14 protein-coding genes are annotated in these 17483 nt (G+C 74.2%); 7 read left to right on the top strand and 7 right to left on the bottom strand.

The features are described 5' to 3' along the window. Nucleotides 1–125 precede the first annotated feature (125 nt). From AC1C2V_RS07340 to AC1C2V_RS07330, 3 genes are read left to right on the top strand one after another with little or no spacing between them, the layout of a single operon-like run. Nucleotides 126–329: a DUF4244 domain-containing protein gene (locus AC1C2V_RS07340; RefSeq protein WP_495388922.1), complete on the top strand. Its 204-nt coding sequence runs from the start codon at nt 126–128 to the stop codon at nt 327–329. Beyond that, nucleotides 329–691, top strand: coding sequence for a TadE family type IV pilus minor pilin (locus AC1C2V_RS07335; protein WP_495388921.1), 363 nt, complete (start codon nt 329–331; stop codon nt 689–691). The genes AC1C2V_RS07340 and AC1C2V_RS07335 overlap by 1 nt, the downstream gene beginning before the upstream one ends. After that, a complete protein-coding gene (locus tag AC1C2V_RS07330) occupies nt 688–1107 on the top strand; it encodes an Rv3654c family TadE-like protein (protein WP_495388920.1) in 420 nt (139 codons plus the stop codon). The genes AC1C2V_RS07335 and AC1C2V_RS07330 overlap by 4 nt, the downstream gene beginning before the upstream one ends. 22 nt (nt 1108–1129) lie before the next feature. Here AC1C2V_RS07330 and AC1C2V_RS07325 read toward each other — a convergent pair whose 3' ends face one another. From AC1C2V_RS07325 to AC1C2V_RS07315, 3 genes are all read right to left on the bottom strand, one after another. After that, nucleotides 1130–3082 carry a CocE/NonD family hydrolase gene (locus AC1C2V_RS07325; RefSeq protein WP_495388919.1) on the bottom strand — a complete coding sequence of 651 codons (1953 nt, stop codon included), beginning with the start codon at nt 3080–3082 and terminating at the stop codon, nt 1130–1132. A 75-nt stretch (nt 3083–3157) separates the two neighbouring features. Continuing rightward, on the bottom strand, nt 3158–4027 hold the full coding sequence (locus AC1C2V_RS07320; protein WP_495388918.1) for an HpcH/HpaI aldolase/citrate lyase family protein: 870 nt from the start codon (nt 4025–4027) through the stop codon (nt 3158–3160). Beyond that, entirely contained in the window at nt 4024–6585 is a 2562-nt protein-coding gene (locus AC1C2V_RS07315; protein WP_495388917.1) for a DEAD/DEAH box helicase, read from the bottom strand. The genes AC1C2V_RS07320 and AC1C2V_RS07315 overlap by 4 nt, the downstream gene beginning before the upstream one ends. A 194-nt stretch (nt 6586–6779) precedes the next feature. Between AC1C2V_RS07315 and AC1C2V_RS07310 the strand changes: the two genes are divergently transcribed. Continuing rightward, on the top strand, nt 6780–7580 hold the full coding sequence (locus AC1C2V_RS07310) for a transglycosylase family protein (RefSeq protein ID WP_495388916.1): 801 nt from the start codon (nt 6780–6782) through the stop codon (nt 7578–7580). Between the two features lie 34 nt (nt 7581–7614). Here the strand turns inward: AC1C2V_RS07310 and AC1C2V_RS07305 are convergent, their stop codons facing one another. From AC1C2V_RS07305 to AC1C2V_RS07295, 3 genes are read right to left on the bottom strand one after another with little or no spacing between them, the layout of a single operon-like run. Continuing rightward, a complete protein-coding gene (locus AC1C2V_RS07305; protein ID WP_495388915.1) occupies nt 7615–8928 on the bottom strand; it encodes a M18 family aminopeptidase in 1314 nt (437 codons plus the stop codon). A 31-nt stretch (nt 8929–8959) separates the two neighbouring features. Further along, the gene (locus tag AC1C2V_RS07300; protein WP_495388914.1) at nt 8960–10384 is read right to left on the bottom strand and encodes a hypothetical protein; all 1425 of its coding nucleotides are present in this window, start codon (nt 10382–10384) and stop codon (nt 8960–8962) included. Next, nucleotides 10381–11031 (bottom strand): sigma-70 family RNA polymerase sigma factor, encoded by a 651-nt coding sequence (locus AC1C2V_RS07295; protein ID WP_495388913.1) that lies wholly within the window; start codon nt 11029–11031, stop codon nt 10381–10383. Before AC1C2V_RS07295 ends, AC1C2V_RS07300 begins: the two co-directional genes overlap by 4 nt. A 202-nt stretch (nt 11032–11233) precedes the next feature. Between AC1C2V_RS07295 and AC1C2V_RS07290 the strand changes: the two genes are divergently transcribed. Then, nucleotides 11234–13522, top strand: a complete 2289-nt coding sequence (locus tag AC1C2V_RS07290; RefSeq protein ID WP_495388912.1) for a sodium-translocating pyrophosphatase — start codon at nt 11234–11236, stop codon at nt 13520–13522. Between the two features lie 67 nt (nt 13523–13589). On the opposite strand, the gene AC1C2V_RS07285 is transcribed toward AC1C2V_RS07290, so the two are convergent. Then, on the bottom strand, nt 13590–14168 hold the full coding sequence (locus AC1C2V_RS07285; protein WP_495388911.1) for a DinB family protein: 579 nt from the start codon (nt 14166–14168) through the stop codon (nt 13590–13592). Between the two features lie 88 nt (nt 14169–14256). Here AC1C2V_RS07285 and AC1C2V_RS07280 point away from each other — a divergent pair, with 88 nt between their 5' ends. Together AC1C2V_RS07280 and AC1C2V_RS07275 are read left to right on the top strand one after the other, a co-directional pair. Then, nucleotides 14257–14634 (top strand): MmcQ/YjbR family DNA-binding protein, encoded by a 378-nt coding sequence (locus tag AC1C2V_RS07280; RefSeq protein ID WP_495388910.1) that lies wholly within the window; start codon nt 14257–14259, stop codon nt 14632–14634. 147 nt (nt 14635–14781) lie between these two features. Then, nucleotides 14782–17439: a M14 family zinc carboxypeptidase gene (locus tag AC1C2V_RS07275; RefSeq protein WP_495388909.1), complete on the top strand. Its 2658-nt coding sequence runs from the start codon at nt 14782–14784 to the stop codon at nt 17437–17439. Nucleotides 17440–17483: the final 44 nt, after the last annotated feature.

The raw sequence follows: 17483 nt of genomic DNA, 5'->3' as shown, positions 1-17483 counted from the left end.
CCTTCCAGGATGACGCCGGACCCAGCCGACCTGGGCGACTCCTGGGTATTTCCCCCTCCCACCCGGCCGGGCCCACGACGACCGACCGGGACGTGTCCCGGCGGTCACCGAGAAGCGGAGGAGAAATGACGAACGAGGACACGGGCCACGGCCCGCACGAGGAGGCCACGCCGGACGGACCCGACCCCGAGGCCGGGCTCGCGACCGCGGAGTACGCCGTCGCGACGGTGGCGGCCGTCGGGTTCGCCGGCCTGCTCATCGCGGTGCTCAAGAGCGACACCGTGCGTGGGCTGCTGGAGAACATCATCAGCTCGGCGTTGTCGATCTGATGGCGCCGCACCGCAGCAGCAGGCCCGACCGGCAGCGGGGTGCGGTCACGGCCGAGCTCGCGGTCGGGCTACCCGTGGTGGTGCTCCTGCTGGTCGCGGTGCTCAGCCTCGCGGCCGCGTCCACGGCACAGATGCGTGCCCTGGACGCGGCTCGCGCCGGCGCCCGCGCCTACGCGATCGGGGAGGACGACGCCGCGGTGCGGCAGGCCGTCGCGCAGGTGGGCGGCGACGACGCCGAGCTGAGCGTCAGCCGCGACGACACCTGGGTGCGGGTGACGGTCAGCCGGCCCGTCGTCGGCGGCTGGTTCGCCGGTGCCCCGGTGCGGGCCTCCGGGGACGCGACGGCGTGGGTGGAGCCGTGACCCGGTCCGCCTCCCGGTCCGCCTCCCGGGACGGCGAGCGTCGCCGCGGGCGCGCCCACGAGCAGGGCGCCGGCACCGTGGTGGTGCTGGCGCTCGCCGCGGTGGTCGTCCTGCTGGCGCTCGCTGTGGGGGCGCTGGGTTCGGCGCAGCGCGCGCGGGGCGCCGCCCAGGCCGCGTCGGACCTGGGCGCCCTCGCGGGCGCCACCGCGTGGCGCCGCGGCGACGACCCGTGCGCCACCGCCGCCGAGGCCGTGCGCCGCAACGGCGGCGAGGTGGTCGCGTGCGTCCCCGAGGACGGCGGGACGCTCGGCGTGCGGGCGTCGCGGGCCGCCCTCGGCCCCGAGGTGGGGCCGTGGGCGGGGCTGATCGGAGACGCGAGCGCCGGGGCGCGCGCCGGGCCGAGACCCGCTGGTTGAGCCTGCGCGGGCGAGGCAGTCGTTACTCGGGGACGACGATGCGGGTGCGCGGCACGACCGACGGGTCGATCTCGTCGGCGTCGGGGACCCGCGACGTGCCGGGGGCGAAGCTCGCCCGCGGGCCGGTGACCGGCAGGTTCAGCGTCGTGGCGCCGAGGTCGATCGCGTAGTCGGAGCCGGCCGGGTCCACCGTGACGGTGGCGCCGCGGTCCACGCCCATGACTACCAGCCCGAGCTGGTGACCGGCTGGGACGACCAGGTCGTTCGCCTGCATCTCGACCGTCAGGCGATGGGTCCCCGCGCCGTCGAGGCGTGCCCAGCCCCGGGCGAGCACCTGAAGGTCCGTGGTCCCGGTCCGGCGCTCGACGTCGAGGTAGCACGCGTCGTCCACGTCGGACGCCGCGCCCCAGCAGGACTCGGTCTCGAGGGTCACCGCCCCGTCGCCCTGGGGCAGCACCCGCTCGGCCGGTCCGTAGTCCACGAGCCCCACCGTGACCTGCCCGGTCGGGGCCGAGCTGGTGACCTTCGTCGAGACCGACGGCGTCCCGGAGACCCGCACCGCGTGGCGCAGCGTCCCGGTGGTGAACAACAGTCGGTTCGGGTCGTCGCCGGCCCCGAGCGCGTCGCTGAAGCGCTGCGTCGGGTCGTTGACCCAGGTGGCGTCGCGGCCATGGCCGCCACCGTGACCGCCGGCGCCGAGCGTGAGGGCGCCGTCGGTCTTCGGGCGGAGCTTCATGGGGCGCTTCGCCGCCGGCCAGTCGTCCTGCTCGACCCACTCGCCCGGCGCGATCTCGACCCGGACGGCAGGCTCTCGGTCGACGCCGTTGCGGATGTCGTACAGCTCGTGGTCGAACCAGCGGTGCAGGGTGTCCACCCACGCGGCGCGGTCGGAGTCGAAGGCGTCGACGTGGCCGAGCCGGGTGAGCCACATCTTGCGCTCCACGCCGCTCTCACCGAGCGCGTCCCACCACCGCGAGAAGTTCGGGGTGTCGACGTTGGTGTCCTGCAGACCGTGCATGACGAAGACGGACGCCGTCACCTGCGAGGCGTCGCCGAGCGTGCCGGCGCGGTAGTCGCGCTCGTCCCAGAAGGAGTTGTGCGCCCCGGTGTCGTCCGCGGAGTCGACCGTCATCTGCTCGAGCCGTGCGGAGCAGTCGACGGTCTCGTGCCGGTCGCCCGCCACGTACTCCGACAGCCACACGGGGTACCCGTCCGAGAACGGCAGGCCCTGCGCGCGGTCGTAGTCGTACCAGGACGAGATCGCGGCGATCGGCACGATCGTCTCCAGGCCCTCGACGCCGGTCGCAGCGACCCCGTTGGCCAGGGTCCCGTCGTACGACTTCCCGATCATCCCGGTGGCGCCCGTGCTCCAGGACGCCTCGGCCGGCGTGCCGTCGGCGTAGGACGCCGTGCCCCGGCCGTTCAGCCAGTCGACCACCGCCTTGACCGACAGGATGTCGGACCGGCCGCCGTGGTCGGTGCAACCGGTCGAGCGGCCGGTTCCCGCCATGTCCACGGCGACGAAGGCGTACCCGCGCGGCACGAAGTAGTTGTCGTAGTACAGGGGGAAGGACTCGATGGTCCCGTCCTGGTCGTAGGTCTTGAGCTCGCTCTCGTTGCCGCGCCCGCAGCAGGAGTAGTACGGGCTGGCGTCCATGACCACCGGCACCTCGGCCTCGCCGTCGAGCTCGGCCGGGCGGATCAGGTCGGCGGCGACGCGCTCGCCCTGACCGTCACCGTCGAGGTCCGGTGCGTCGACCCACACGGACTCCTTGATCGCGTCGCCGTAGGAGTAGACGGGCTCGGTGGTGCCGTCGTCGCCCAACACGTAGGCCGGCTCGTCCGCGCCCGGTGGTGGTGCCACCTGGGCCGCGAGGGCCGGCACCGCGCCGCTTGCCGCGACGGCGATACCGGTGAACGCTGCGACGACGACGGCGCGGGCCGACCGTCTGCGAGAACCTCGGAACACTCCCATGTGCTTTCCCCTCCGACGGGCCGATGCGCGCTCGCAACGTATCGGCACTCGGCGAGGACCGCCACGGGACCGCCGTCAGGTCGGGTTGACGTTGAACAGCGCGGCGCGCTCGCTGATCTTGCGGGCGCGCGCCAGGCGCGGCTTGTCCGAGCCGTCGCGGATGACGGAGCCGGAGGCCTCGAAGTCGGCGAGGAAGTCCAGCGCCCAGGCGACGTCCGCGCCGGACGGGCTGAAGGACTCGTTGATGACGGCCGGGGTCTCCAGGTCCAGGCAGAGCTTGCCGGTGAGGCCCAGCGCCACGGCGTCGGCGGACTGCTCGCGCAGCAGCGCGTGGCTGGTGCCGACGGTGGGGCCGTCGATCGGGCCCGGAAGCCCGCCGATGCGGCTGGCGGTCACGAGGCGGGAGCGCGGGTACGCCATCGCGAGCGACTCGTTGGCGGTGCCCGTGTCACGACGGTAGTCGCCGGAGCCGAACGCCAGGCGGAAGGCTCCGGGCGCTCGCGCGATGCTCACCGCATCCTCGATGCCGAGCGCGGACTCCACGAGGGGGATCACCGGCACGCTGCCGCCGAGGCGCTGCGCCGTGTCGACCACCTGGTCGGGCGCCTCGGTCTTGGCGAGCATGACGCCGCACAGGCCCTCGGTGTCCCACAGGGCGCGCACGTCGTCGGCCCACGCCCGCGAGCCGCGCTCGTTGATCCGCACCCAGGCGCGCCCGCCCCGGGCGAACCACTCGGTCACCTTGGCGCGGGCCTCGTCCTTGCGGCTGTCGTCGACGGCGTCCTCGCAGTCGAGGATCACCTGGTCGGCGCGGGACAGCTGGGCGTCGTCGAACACGTCGTCCCGCAACGCGTTCAGGAGCAGCCACGAACGGGAGTTGGCGGGGTCGACGCGCGTCTCCTCGCGGGAACGGCGGCGTTCGGGGAGGTCGATCTCGATAGTCACCCGTCGATCGTAGTTTCCACAGGCGCATGGGCCAGTACCGCATCCAACAAGCGCACGGCCGCGGACTTGTCGAGGGGCGCGTTGTCGCTGCCGCACTTGGGCGACTGCACGCAGGCGGGGCAGCCCTCGGCGCACGAGCATGCTGCGATGGCATCCCGGGTGGCCTGCAGCCAGCGCGCGCCCAGCGCGTACCCGCGCTCGGCGAAGCCGGCCCCGCCGGGGTACGCGTCGTACACGAAGACGGTGGCCTCGCCCGTGTCGGGGTGCAGGTCGGTGGACACGCCGCCCAGGTCCCACCTGTCGCACGTCGCCAGCAGCGGCAGCAGGCCGATCGACGCGTGCTCGGCTGCGTGCAGCGCGCCGGGCGCCTCCTCGGGCGAGACTCCCGCCGCCCGCAGCACGAAGTCCGGCACCGACCACCAGACCGCCGTCGTGGCGAGGGTGCGGGACGGCAGGTCGAGCGGCTCGGTGTCGAGCACCTGCATGTCGGGCAGCCGCCGCCGCTGGAAGCTCACCACCTGGCTCGTCACCTCGACCTGGCCGAGTCCCCAGGTGACGGGGCCCCACTCGCGCTCGACGACCGGCCGGGGCGCGTCGTCGTCGATCGCGATCTCCATGACCTCGTGCGACCACGTGCCGTGCTCCACGTCCCGCCGCACCACGAGCGCCACGTGCTCAGCCAGGTCCAGGTGGTCGACGACGAACGTCGCCCCCTGGTGCACGTACACCGCGCCGTCGTGCACCTGCCCGTCCGCCGAGCCCGCGTCCACGGTGCCGAGCAGCCGGCCGGTGGTCGCCTCGACCACGCGCACGGGCCGCCCGCCGGAGCCGCGCAGGTCCGCCATGCCGGCCGCGGGCTGCGCGTGCGTCCAGTACCAGCCGGATGGACGACGGCGCAGCGCGCCGCGCTCGACCAGCACGCCGAGCACCTCGCGCACCGCGGCGGGGTCGCCGAACGCGGCGAGGTCGTCGCCGCGCAGCGGCACCTCCTGCGCCGCCGCGCAGAGCTGGGGCGCCAGCACGTGCGGGTTCGCGGGGTCGAAGACGGTGGCCTCCAGGCCGGCGTCGAACACCGCCTCTGGGTGCGTCACGAGGTACGTGTCCAGCGGGTCCTCGCGGGCGACGAACGCGACGAGCCCGTCCGCCCCGGCGCGGCCGGCGCGCCCCGCCTGCTGCCACAGGGACACGCGGGTGCCCGGCCAGCCGGCGACGAGCACGGCGTCGAGCCCGGAGATGTCGACGCCCAGCTCGAGCGCGTTGGTGGTGGCCAGCCCGCGCAGCTCCCCGGTGCGCAGCGCCTGCTCCAGCTCACGACGCTCCTCGGGCAGGTAGCCGCCGCGGTAGCTGGCCACGCGCTCGCTGAGTTCGGTCGCCACCGGGCGCAGGTGGTCGCGTGCCTGCTGCGCCACCGACTCGGCACCGCGTCGCGACCGGGTGAACGCGAGCGTCCGGGCGCCGTGCGCCGTGAGGTCGGCGAGCAGGTCCGCGGTCTCGGCCGTCGCGGACCTGCGGGGGTGCTCCGCGGCGCCGCGCGTCGTGAGCACGGGCTCGGCCTCCTGCTCGGTGTGGGTGGGGTCGAGCGGGTCGGGCAGCGCCCACGGGTCGTCGCGCGGCGGCGCCTCGCCCTGCGCGGCGCGCGAGCGCTCGAACCCCGCGACCTCCGGCGGCTGCCACAGCGCGAACGTGCGCCGCCCCGCGGGGGACGTGTCCGCGGTGACCGCGAGCACGTCGTCGGGCGTCGTGCCCACGAGCCGCGCCGTGCTCACGGCCGGCTCGGCCGTCGTCGCGCTGGCCACCACGAACACGAGCGACTTGTCAGACCCGGGGCCCGCCGGGGCGAACCGTGCGTCTGACGGCGGGCGGTAGTGGGCAGCGAGCCGGGCGAGCCGCCGGAGCACCAGCGACACGTGGGCGCCGAACACGCCCCGGTACGCGTGCCCCTCGTCGACGACGACGTAGCGCAGCCCGCGCAGCAGCCGCGCCCAGCGACGGTGGCCGGGCAGCATCGAGAAGTGCAGGAAGTCAGGGTTGGTGAGCACGACGTCGGCGTGCTCGGCCACCCAGCGACGCTCGTCGTTCGGGGTGTCGCCGTCGCACGTCGCGACGCGTGGCAGCGCCGGTGCGGGGCCGCCGGCCGGGCCGGCATCGCGCGGCATCGCGGCGACCAGCCGCTCGAGGCCCGCGAGCTGGTCCGCGGCGAGCGCCTTGGTGGGGGACAGGTAGAGCACCGTGGCGGGCGCCTCCCGGCGCACGGCGGTGAGGGCCGGGAGCCAGAACGCGAGCGACTTGCCGGAGCCTGTCGACGTCGCCAGGGCCACGTGCCGCCCCCGCCACGCCGCCTCGGCGGCCTCGACTTGGTGGGCCCACGGCCGCTCCACCCCGAGCTCGCGGTAGCCGGCCACGAGGGCCGGGTCCGCCCAGTCGGGCCAGTCCGCGGTGACGCCGGCGCGCGCCGGGAACGTGCGCACGTGGGTGAGCCGGTCCGCCCGCGCCCCGTGCGCGGTCAGCACGTCCAGCAGCGGGTGCTGCTCGGGCGCGGTGGCGGGGTCGGCGGGCACGGGCGACAGTCTCGCACCGCGCGGGGCACCTCCAGAGCGGGGTACACGTCGGGCATGTCCGCCGATGGGATATCTGCGCAGAACGGGTGCACGATCAGTTTTTGAGCGGGAATGACACCCCGTTTCCGTGAAGAATGTGTGAGCGTTCCCGATCCGGCTTTGTTATCCGTTCGTGACATCGTTCCCTGGTACGCATGCCTCGAACCACCGCCCGTCGTTCCCTCGTGGCCGCAGTCGCCGGCGCGCTCGTCACCTCCGCCATGGTGGTGCCCGCCGCAGCGGCGTCGGCGACCCCCGCCCATGTGGCCGCCTCGACCTCGACCGCCGTCACCTCCTCGGTCCGCACCGCGAGCGCGGGCGGCGGCGTCCGCTGGGTCAAGTGGAACAAGGCGCCCCTGACCAAGACGCAGTCGAGCAAGTCCCGCACGGTCTCCCGGCCCGACGACGGCACCAGGCTGCGCGTCCTCGACCGCGGCACGTACCGGCTCAAGGTGCGCGCCGCCGGCGGCAAGGTCGGGTGGGTCTCCAAGAAGGCAGTGACGGCCGTCAAGCTGAAGGACGTCTCCGGCACCCGCTACTCGACCAAGCGTGTCGCGATGACCAAGGACATCAGCTCGGGGTCGAAGGTGGTCAAGCGGGTCCACCTGGGCACCAAGCTCACGGTGCTGGCCCGGACCACGGGCCGCGACGTCAACCGGGTCAAGGTGCGCGTGTCCGGCGGCAAGACCGGCTGGATCTCGACGAACCGGATCACCCAGCGCAACGTGTGGGGCAAGCTCGCCCGGTGCGAGTCCGGCGGTAACCCGCGCACCAACAGCGGCAACGGGTTCTACGGCCTGTACCAGTTCAGCGGCCGCACGTGGCGCTCCGTCGGCGGCAAGGGTCTGCCGCACCGCCACAGCAGCGCGGAGCAGACCAAGCGGGCGCAGATCCTGCAGGACCGCGCCGGCTGGGGTCAGTGGCCGCACTGCACCCGCAAGCTCGGCCTGCGCTGAGCACGACGTCCGCTGGTCGACGATCCCGCGGCGCTCAGCCGGCGAGCACGGCGCCCATCGCCCGCGACAGGTACCAGGGGTCGACGACGGCGGTGAGCTCGCGCGCCGAGTGCATCGACAGGATGGCCGCGCCGACGTCGACCACACGGATGCCGAGGCGCGTGGCGGTGATCGGGCCGGTGGTGGAGCCGCAGGGCACGGTGTTGTTCGAGACGAACTCCTGGCTCGGCACCCCGGCGGTCGCGCACGCGGCCTGCCAGCGGGCGGCGCCGTGCGCGTCCGTGGCGTAGCGCTGGTTCGCGTTGATCTTGAGGATCGGCCCGCCGCCCGCGTGCGGGTGGTTGGCCGGGTCGTGCCGCTCCGGGTAGTTGGGGTGCACGGCGTGCCCGACGTCGGACGACACGCACAGCGACGCGGCGAACGCGCGCGCCCGCTCGTCCTCGGTGGCACCGAGCCCGGCCGAGACGCGCCGCAGCACGTCCTCCAGGAACGGGCCGGCCGCGCCCGAGCGCGAGCCCGAGCCGATCTCCTCGTGGTCGAACGCCGCGACCACGCCGATGCCGGTGAGGTCCTCGGGCGCGACGCCCAGCAGCGCGGTGATCGCGGCGTGCGTCGAGAGCTGGTTGTCCAGCCGCGGCGACGCCCACAGCGCCTGGCCGATACCGAACGCCCGCGGCGGCTGCGTCTCGGCCAGCACGACGTCGTAGCCCAGGACGTCCGCGGCGTCGACGCCCGCGCCGTCGTCCGCCGTGGCGGCGAGCTCGGCGAGCACGTCGGCCTGCGAGACGTCGCCGAGCCCCACGACGGGCTGGGTGTGCCGCTGCTTGTCGAGCGTCAGGCCCTCGTTGGCCGACCGGTCCAGGTGGATCGCGAGCTGCGGGATGCGTGCGAACGGGCCGGTGCGCACCAGGTGCTCGATCGTCGAGCCCGAGCCGTCGGCCGTGACCACGCGCCCGGCGAGCTCCACCTCGCGGTCCAGCCACGAGTTGAGCAGCGGCCCCCCGTACACCTCGATGCCGGCCTGCACCCAGCCGTCGCGCCCGGTGGTGGGCTTCGGCTTCAGCTTGAAGCCCGTCGAGTCGGTGTGCGTGCCGAGGATCGTGAACGGCGTCGTCGCGCCCGCCGACGGCGGCAGCGCGAACGCGATCGCCGAGCCGTCGCGCACGACGACGTACCGGCCGCCGGGCACGACCTCCCACGCGGCCGTCTCGTCCAGCCGCACGAACCCGGCGGCCTCGGCGCGGCGGGCCACCTCCGCGGCGGCGTGGTACGAGGACGGCGAGGCGGTGACGAAGGCGCCGAGGTCCTCGGCGTGGGCGCGGGCGGCTGCAGGAACGACGTCGGGCATGAGGGTCATCTTTCCACGCCCGGGCGGGCGATCAGGAGTCGCCGCGGGGCGGGCCGAGGTAGCCGTCGACGAACTGCATCCACTGGCCGTCCTCGTCGATGGTCAGCCGCCACCCCTCGTAGTCGGGCCGCGACTCCGCGGACGCCTTCTCCGCCTCCTGCGCGGTGATCGCTCCGGCGTCGACGGCGTCCTGCCAGTCGTCGGTCGTCGCCTCGCAGGCGTCGCCGCTCATTCGCGGCCAGCTGTACGCCCGCTCGACACCGTCGTCTCCGACCGCCTCGATCACGCAGGGCATCGTCCCGGCCAGCAGCCGCGCAAGGATCGCGTAGACGTCCTGGTCCTGCTCGGCGTTGGGCAGCTCCAGGTGCTCGCGGGGCGAGTGCCCTCCCCGGTTGAGGTCGATGCGGCCGGATTCTTCGGCGATGGCGGTCAGGGTGTCGTCGTTGCACTCAAGAGCTGCCGTCAGCAGCGTGGAGGCCGTGCTGCGCGCCGGCTCCGGCACGTCGGACAGGTCTTGGACCGGCACGGTGAGCCCGGCGGCCGAGCAGTCGTCGCTGCCGAGGACGCCTCGGTCCTGGGGGACCACATGCAGCCCGTCCGCATCGAGGTCGACGTCGACCCACGACGGGGAGGCCACCACGGTGGGCCGAGTGAAGTCGTCCGACCACGCCACGCCGAAGGCGCGCACCTGGTAGCGGCCGTCGGGCAGGCGGTGCGGGTACGCGGTGCGGCCTTCTGCCTGCCCGTCCGGGGCGCAGGTCGTCGTCGGGGAGTCGGTGGCGGCGCGTTCGAGCGGGCCCACCACGAGGTCGACAGGTGTCTCGGAGCGGTTCGTGCCGAGGTCGACGACTCGCCCGTCTTGCACCCACACCAGGCTGGGCCCGAGGAGAGCGGCGTCCGCCGGCACCGACCCGTCCACTCGGGTCGACGTCGTGATCGAGATCGTGCTCGCCCCTTCGCCGACCCCGGAGGCCGAGTAAGCGCCGCCGAGGTCGGTGCCGCTCGGCACGAGGGTCATGCGGTAGGTGTCCCCGCTGGCCGGTGCGACCTCGTCGGCAGCCATGCCGCACGTGAGCCCGGTGCCGGCCAACCATGCCGGCTGGTGACCGGCCTCCACGGGAGCGAAGGCCACGTCAGGATCGGCCTCGGCGCGGGACGTCGGCGTGGCGCTCGGAGACTTCGCCGGCCCGGGCAGCGGCTGCGGGGCGTCGGGCAGCAGCGCGGCGCCGCCGAGCACGAGGCCCGCGGCGACGACGAGCGTCGTGGCGCCGATCCCCGCCTGCTTGGCGGTGCGGCGCCGCCGCACCCGGGTGCGCACCGCTCCGAGCGCGCCCTCCAGCCCCGATGCCGCGGCGCCGACGCCCGCGAGCGTGTCGAGCTCGCGGCGCAGCGCCTCGTCGGTGCGGGAGTCCGCCCAATCGTCGCGCGCGTGGCTGCGTCCGTGGTCGGTGGTCATCGCACGGCCCTCCGCTCCGTCGTCGTGCCCGTCGTGCCCGTCGTGCCCGTCGTGCCCGTCGTCCTCGCCGGTCCTGGCGGCCTCAGGGCAGGGCCGACGATCCCGTCGTCCGGGACCCGCAGCACGTCCCGCAGGGTCGCGGTGGCGTCGGCCAGGTAGCGCTTGACCGTGCCCTGCGCGAGGCCGAGGGCCTCGGCCACCTGCGGCACGGTGAGGTCCTCGAGGTAGCGCAGGACGACGCACGCCCGCTCGCGCGGCGCGAGCCGCCCGAGCGCCGCGGCGACGTCGGCGCGCGCCGTCGCCCCGGACGCCGCACCGCGGACCCGGTCGTCCGTCGCCACCAGGTGCCGGGCCGACGCCCAGCGCTTCTTCCGCCGATGCTCGTCGAGGAAGAGCGTGAGGATCGCCCGCCGCACGTACGCCTCGCTCGTCCCGCCGCTTTCGAGCGGGTGCACGTCCGACCCGCCCGGCGCGCCGCCGGTCCGCTCGCCCGTGCCCCGCCGCAGCCGCGCGAACACCTTGACCAGGGCGTCCTGGACCAGGTCCTCCGCCAGCCGTTGGTCCCCGCACAGCACGTACGCGTACCCCACCAGGGCACGACCTCGTGCCCGCGCGAGCTCGGCGAGCTCGTCCTCCCAGCGCGTCATGGTCGCCTCCCGTGCCGTCCTCACCCACCCAGACGCCCGGCGGGCGCGAACCGTTGGGTCGAGAACGGGTGGCGGTTCGTGACGGGCGTCACATATGGGTAGACTCCCCGACATCCCGCCGTCAACGGCGACGGCGGGACCTTTACCGACGGGCGGTCACCGCCGTCCCCGCCGGATCGAGGAAGCACGTCAAGGAGGACGGATGCTCACGTTCGGATCCAGCAGCATCACGATCGTCGCGGTGATCGGGGTGATCGGGCTGGCCGCCCTGGTGTGTGCGGCCGCCCTGCGTCGGCAGGTGCTCGCCGCCCCGGACGGCACACCCGGGATGCAGGAGATCGGCCGCGCGGTGCAGGAGGGCGCGTCCGCGTACCTGAGCCGGCAGTTCCGCACCCTCGCCCTGTTCGCCGTCGTGGTGTTCGCGCTGCTGTTCCTGCTGCCCGGGGACGGCGGGGTGCGGGTCGGTCGCTCGATCGCGTTCCTCGTGGGCGCCGGGTTCTCCGCCGCGATCGGCTACCTGGGCATGTGGCTCGCCGTGCGCGCCAACGTGCGCGTGGCCGCGGCCGCCACCCGCAAGGACGGGCGGGCCGAGGGCGCGCGGATCGCGTTCCGCACCGGCGGCGTCGTCGGCATGTCGGTGGTGGGGCTGGGCCTGGTGGGCGCGGCCCTCGTGGTGCTCGTCTACCGGACGGAAGCGCCCGCCGTGCTCGAGGGCTTCGGCTTCGGCGCCGCGCTGCTGGCCATGTTCATGCGTGTCGGTGGCGGCATCTTCACCAAGGCGGCCGACGTCGGTGCCGACCTCGTGGGCAAGGTCGAGCAGGGCATCCCCGAGGACGACCCGCGCAACGCCGCCACGATCGCCGACAACGTGGGCGACAACGTGGGCGACTGCGCGGGCATGGCCGCCGACCTGTTCGAGTCGTACGCCGTCACGCTCGTCGCGGCGCTCATCCTCGGCAAGGCCGTGATGGGCGAGCAGGGCCTCGTCTTCCCGCTGATCGTCACCGCCGTCGGCGCCTTCGTCGCGCTGCTGGGCGTGCTGGTCACCCGGGTGCGCGGCAGCGAGAACGGGCTCAAGGCCATCAACCGGGGCTTCTACCTGTCCGCCCTGGTCGGCGCACTGCTGGCCGCCGTGGCGGCCTTCCTCTACCTGCCGTCCTCGTTCGCCGAGCTCACGGGCACCGCGGAGCTCGGTGACGTCACGTCCGACCCCCGGGTCGTCGCGTCCCTCGCCGTGGTGATCGGCGTCGTCCTCGCCGGGATCATCCTGTGGATCACCGGCTACTTCACGGGCACGACGTCGAAGCCGACGCTGCACGTCGCGGCCACGTCGCGCACCGGCGCTGCCACCGTCGTCCTGTCGGGCATCGGCGTGGGCTTCGAGTCGGCCGTCTACACGGCGGGCGTCATCGCGGCCGCGATCTGCGGCGTCTTCCTGCTCGCGGGCGGCTCGATCTGGCTCTCGCTCTTCCTCGTGGCGCTCGCCGGCTGCGGGCTGCTCACCACCGTCGGCGTCATCGTCGCGATGGACACGTTCGGGCCCGTGAGCGACAACGCCCAGGGGATCGCCGAGATGTCGGGCGAGATCGACGGCGAGGCGGCGCAGATCCTCACCGACCTCGACGCGGTCGGCAACACCACCAAGGCCATCACCAAGGGCATCGCGATCGCCACGGCCGTCCTCGCGGCCACCGCGCTCTTCGGCGCCTACGCGGACGCCGTGGCGGGGGCGCTGAGCGAGGTCAAGGAGGTCGGCGCGGGGCTGGTGCCCGCGATGCTCAGCTTCGAGATCGTCTCGCCGGTCACCCTCGTGGGCGTGATCCTTGGCGCGGCCACCGTGTTCCTCTTCTCCGGCCTCGCGATCGATGCCGTGACCCGCGCCGCCGGGGCGATCGTCTTCGAGGTGCGCCGCCAGTTCCGCGAGCACCCCGGCATCATGACGTTCGACGAGCGGCCCGAGTACGGCAAGGTCGTCGACATCTGCACCCGGGACTCGCTGCGCGAGCTCGTGACGCCCGGCCTGCTGGCCGCGTTCGCGCCGATCGCCGTCGGCTTCGGCCTCGGCGTCGGCCCGCTCGCCGGCTTCCTCGCCGGGGCGATCGGGGCCGGCGTGCTGATGGCCGTCTTCCTCGCCAACTCCGGCGGGGCGTGGGACAACGCGAAGAAGATCGTCGAGGACGGTGCCTTCGGCGGCAAGGGCTCGGAAGCGCACGCCGCCACCGTGATCGGCGACACCGTGGGCGACCCGTTCAAGGACACCGCCGGCCCCGCGATCAACCCGCTCATCAAGGTGATGAACCTGGTGTCCCTGCTCATCGCGCCCGCCGTGGTGATGCTGAGCGTGCCCGCCGACGCCAACCAGGTGCTGCGCATCGCCATCGCCGTCGCCGCGGCGGCCGTGGCGTTCGGGGCCGTCATCATGTCCCGGCTGCGCGCCGCGCGCGTCGACCGGGAGCAGGCGGACGAGGTCGCCAGCATCCCCGCGAGGTGATGCCCCGCCGGTTGAGCCTGTCGAAACCAGCGACCGGTTTCGACGGGCTCAACCTGCCGCTGATGGGCTACTGGCCGGTGCGGCCGTCGATGCACTCGCGCAGCAGATCGGCGTGGCCCAGGTGGCGGGCGTACTCCTCGACCAGGTGCTCGAGGACGTCGCGGACGGGGACCTGCTCGCCGTCGCGCTCGACCTCGCGGCCCATGTTGGCGTCGGTCTGGGTGGCGAGCCAGGCGTCCGCGGCGGCGGTCTCGCGGCGCCAGGCGGCCCATGCCTCGTCGACGACGGCGGGGTCGGCGACGGCGAGGTCGAAGTCCGCGTCCGGGCCGCCGTCGGCGACGTAGAGCTTCGGCAGCTGCGGCTGGCCCTGCAGCACGCGGCGGAACCAGGAGTGCTCCACCTTCGTCAGGTGGCGCACCAGCCCCAGCAGGGACAGGGTCGACGGCGGCACGGAGCGCCGGGCGAGCTGTTCCGCGTCCAGGCCGTCGCACTTGAGTTCGAGGGTGGCGCGGTAGATGCGCAGGTAGGACCAGTGGGTCTGCAGCTCGCCGACCGGGTCGGCCCACTGCTCGCGCGGGTCGTCCTCCGGGTCAACCCACATGTCGGGGAATCGGCGCGTCTCGGGGGTGCTCGCGGGGTCTGTCATGCCGTTATCCGACCCCGCCCACCGCGAGCATGCAAGGGAATTCGGCGGAGCGTCGACCGGGGGAGTCGGCTTCGGCTAGCGTCGCGGTGTGCCCGACGACGAGGTCGACCCGCTGGAGCGCGTGCGCGCGCTGTGCCTCGCGCTGCCCGAGGCCACCGAGCGGCTGAGCCACGGCGAGCCCACCTGGTTCGTGGGGCGGTCGTTCGTCATGTACTCCGACCACCACCACGGCGGTCCGCTGGCTGCCTGGTGCGCGGCCGCGCCGGGGGTGCTCGAGGAGCAGACGGAGAGGGAGCCGGAGCGGTTCTTCCGACCGCCGTACGTGGGCGTGCGCGGGTGGCTCGGCGTCCGGCTCGACCGCGACGTCGACTGGGGCGAGATGGCGGGGATCGTCGCAGACGCCTACCGGCAGGTGGCGCCCGCACGCCTCGTCGCAGCGCTCGACGAGGCCGCCGGGCGGTCGTGACGCCCCGCGGCGGGCTCCGGTGAAATCTGTGTCTCTGGCCGTGCCGAGCCGCCTCCGGCGCGTCATGCTGGGGCGCGGGTCGGTGCTTCGGCGCGAGCCCACGGTGGGACGACGGAGTCCGCGCCGACGACGAGGAGAAGGAGACCCATGAAGCTCCCACGCACCGTCGCGGTGCTCAGCACCCTCACTCTCGCGGCGACGGCCTTCACCGGCGCCGCCGCGGCCGACAACCGCCCCGACCGTCCCGGTCGCGGGCCGGAGCAGGACGCGACGACGGCGGGCGCGGCGTCGTTCGCCGAGCTGGCGCGCGCCGCGCAGCAGACGGGGCAGCCGTCCGGGCAGGGCCACGGCGGCACGACGGGCGGCGCGATCGGCGTGCCCCGCGCCTACCCGTCCCAGCCCGACCTCACGGTGTTCCCGCCGAACGACGACGACGCCACCGACCTCAACGGCACCATCAGCCACGCCGACATCGCCCCCCGGCTGACGGACCTCATGGCCGCGAGCGACCGGGTGTCGACGCAGGTGGTCGGGCAGTCCACCGCCGGGCGCGACCTGTACCTGGTGACGCTGACCGAGCCGGAGTCGCGCAAGGAGACCGCACAGCAGACCCGGTGGCGCGAGGAGATCCGCACCGCGCCGGACCGGGCGGCCCGCGACCACCGGCTCGAGCAGGGCTACAAGACGCCGCTGTGGATCAGCGCGAACATCCACGGCAACGAGTGGGAGGGGACCGACGCCGCGATGCAGGTCATCGAGGATCTCGCGACGTCCGACGACGCCGACGTGGCCGACCTGCTCGACGACCACCGCCTGTACTTCTCGCTGACGCTGAACCCCGACGGGCGGACGATCGGCCAGCGCGCCACGAGCCTGCGCCTCGACGCCAACCGGGACATGATCACCGGGGCGACGCCGGAGTCCCGGTCATTCGTCGCGACGGCGCAGGCGCTGCAGCCGCTCTACGCGGCGGACTTCCACGGGTACACCGATGTGCTGCAGGTGGAGCCGTGCGGGCCGCCGCACGGCCAGAACTACGAGTACGACCTTTTCATCCCGCACGGCTACGCGCTCGCGCGGCAGGTGGAGGACGACGTTGTCGCCGCGGAGATCCCCGGCAACACGTACTACGACCCGGCCACCGACGAGGCGGTCGACGAGAACACCGGGTTCATCAAGATCCCGTACCGCGACACGCCGTCGGGCTGGGACGACTACCCGCCGATCTTCACCGCCCAGTACGCGGCGTTCCACGGCGCCACCACCAGCACGGTCGAGCTGCCGAAGGGCCGCACCGGCCCGACGACCACGCCCGAGGACGCCGTCATCAACACCGCCGTGGCGAAGCGGACCATGACGTCGATGATCGGCTACGTCGCGGAGCACGACGACGCGATGCTCGCCGACCAGATCGAGGTGTTCCGACGCGGCGTCGCCGGGGGGCCGAAGGCCGCCCTCACGGCCGAGGACGTCGCCGCCGTGCCCGGGCCGGACGAGTGGAAGCAGCACTGGGACGTCGCGGACGACCAGGACCCGGTGGACCTGCCCCGCGCCTACGTGATCCCGGCCGGCGACGGGCAGCGTTCCGCCGCCGACGCCGAGGCGCTGGTGGACCAGCTGCTGTTCCACGGCGTCGAGGTCGGCACGCTGACGCGCGCGACGCGCGTCGACGGCACCACGTACCCGAGGGGCTCGTTCGTCGTCGACCTGCACCAGCCGCTGCGCGGTCTGGCGAACGCGATGCTCGACGTGGGCACCGACATCTCCGACAAGGTGCCGTCGATGTACGACATCTCGGCGTGGAGCCTGTCGTCGCTGTGGGGCGCGACGGTCGACCGCGTGGGCTCGACCACCGACCGGGCGATCCGCGGCGTGGTGGCGCTGCGGGGGGAGCCGTCGGACGGCGGGCTGCCGCGCGGCGCGGGGTACGTGGCGTTCGACGTCGCGGGCGTCGAGGACTACCGGGCGCTCAACGCGCTGCTCGAGGACGACGCGCCCGTCTGGTTGCTCACCGACGGCCGCGCGGTGGTGGGGCCGAAGGGCCTGCGCGCGGCGCGGGAGGCGGCCGAGGAGCACGACGTCCCGTTCGAGCGGGCGTCCCGGCACGACGTCGCGGCGCTCGACGACGCGACGGAGCTCGACGACCTCACGGTCGCGTACGCGGGCGGCCAGGACGACCTGCTCTCCCTCACCGAGCTCGGCTTCGACGACCTGGTCCGCGTGACGGCCGAGGGCATCGAGGCCGGCGCCGGCACCGACAGCACCGGGCTGGAGGGCGCGGACGTGCTGTGGGTCGGCACGTCGCTGAACCTGCCGGCGGGCGGCGCGGGCCGCGCCGCCGTGCAGGGCTGGGTGGACGACGGCGGCTCCGTCGTCGGGCGCACCGCCGCGGCGTTCGCCGTCGCCGCGGCGTACGGGCTGGTCGAGGGCGCGACCGTGACCGGCAACCGGGCGGGCAACGGGATCGTCGACGTCGACACCCCGCGCTCCTCGATTTTCGCCGCGCACCCCCAGGACGAGTCCTTCGTCTACCCGGCGACGTGGTTCACCGACCTCGGCGAGGGCACCACGGTGGAGCAGACCTACGACCGCGAGCAGCCGTTCCTCGCCGGCCACTGGGCGCCGTCGGGCTCGGGGGCGGACGGGCCGGACGCCGCGGCCGGGCAGGCGGCTGTCGTGTCGGGCGAGGCCGAGTCCGGGGCGCGCGCCGTGGTGTTCGGCACCTCGGTGTTCTTCCGCACCCACCCCAAGGGCGGCATGGGCCAGGCCGCGCAGGCCCTCTTCTGGGCGACGTCCGGCGATTGAGCCTGGTCAGCCGGCGTCGCGGCCGCGGCGCGTCGCCGCGGCCG

Source organism: Isoptericola sp. Y541 (assembly GCF_059445465.1).
The sequence above is the reverse complement of the archived record's forward strand: the minus strand, read 5'-3'. Positions and strand labels throughout refer to the sequence as shown.

Coding starts and splice junctions, on each gene's coding strand:
- AC1C2V_RS07340 (WP_495388922.1), top strand. CDS start 126: ATGACGAACGAGGACACGGGCCACGGCCCGCACGAGGAGGCCACGCCG.
- AC1C2V_RS07335 (WP_495388921.1), top strand. CDS start 329: ATGGCGCCGCACCGCAGCAGCAGGCCCGACCGGCAGCGGGGTGCGGTC.
- AC1C2V_RS07325 (WP_495388919.1), bottom strand. CDS start 3,082: ATGGGAGTGTTCCGAGGTTCTCGCAGACGGTCGGCCCGCGCCGTCGTC.
- AC1C2V_RS07310 (WP_495388916.1), top strand. CDS start 6,780: ATGCCTCGAACCACCGCCCGTCGTTCCCTCGTGGCCGCAGTCGCCGGC.
- AC1C2V_RS07305 (WP_495388915.1), bottom strand. CDS start 8,928: ATGCCCGACGTCGTTCCTGCAGCCGCCCGCGCCCACGCCGAGGACCTC.
- AC1C2V_RS07300 (WP_495388914.1), bottom strand. CDS start 10,384: ATGACCACCGACCACGGACGCAGCCACGCGCGCGACGATTGGGCGGAC.
- AC1C2V_RS07295 (WP_495388913.1), bottom strand. CDS start 11,031: ATGACGCGCTGGGAGGACGAGCTCGCCGAGCTCGCGCGGGCACGAGGT.
- AC1C2V_RS07290 (WP_495388912.1), top strand. CDS start 11,234: ATGCTCACGTTCGGATCCAGCAGCATCACGATCGTCGCGGTGATCGGG.
- AC1C2V_RS07285 (WP_495388911.1), bottom strand. CDS start 14,168: ATGACAGACCCCGCGAGCACCCCCGAGACGCGCCGATTCCCCGACATG.
- AC1C2V_RS07275 (WP_495388909.1), top strand. CDS start 14,782: ATGAAGCTCCCACGCACCGTCGCGGTGCTCAGCACCCTCACTCTCGCG.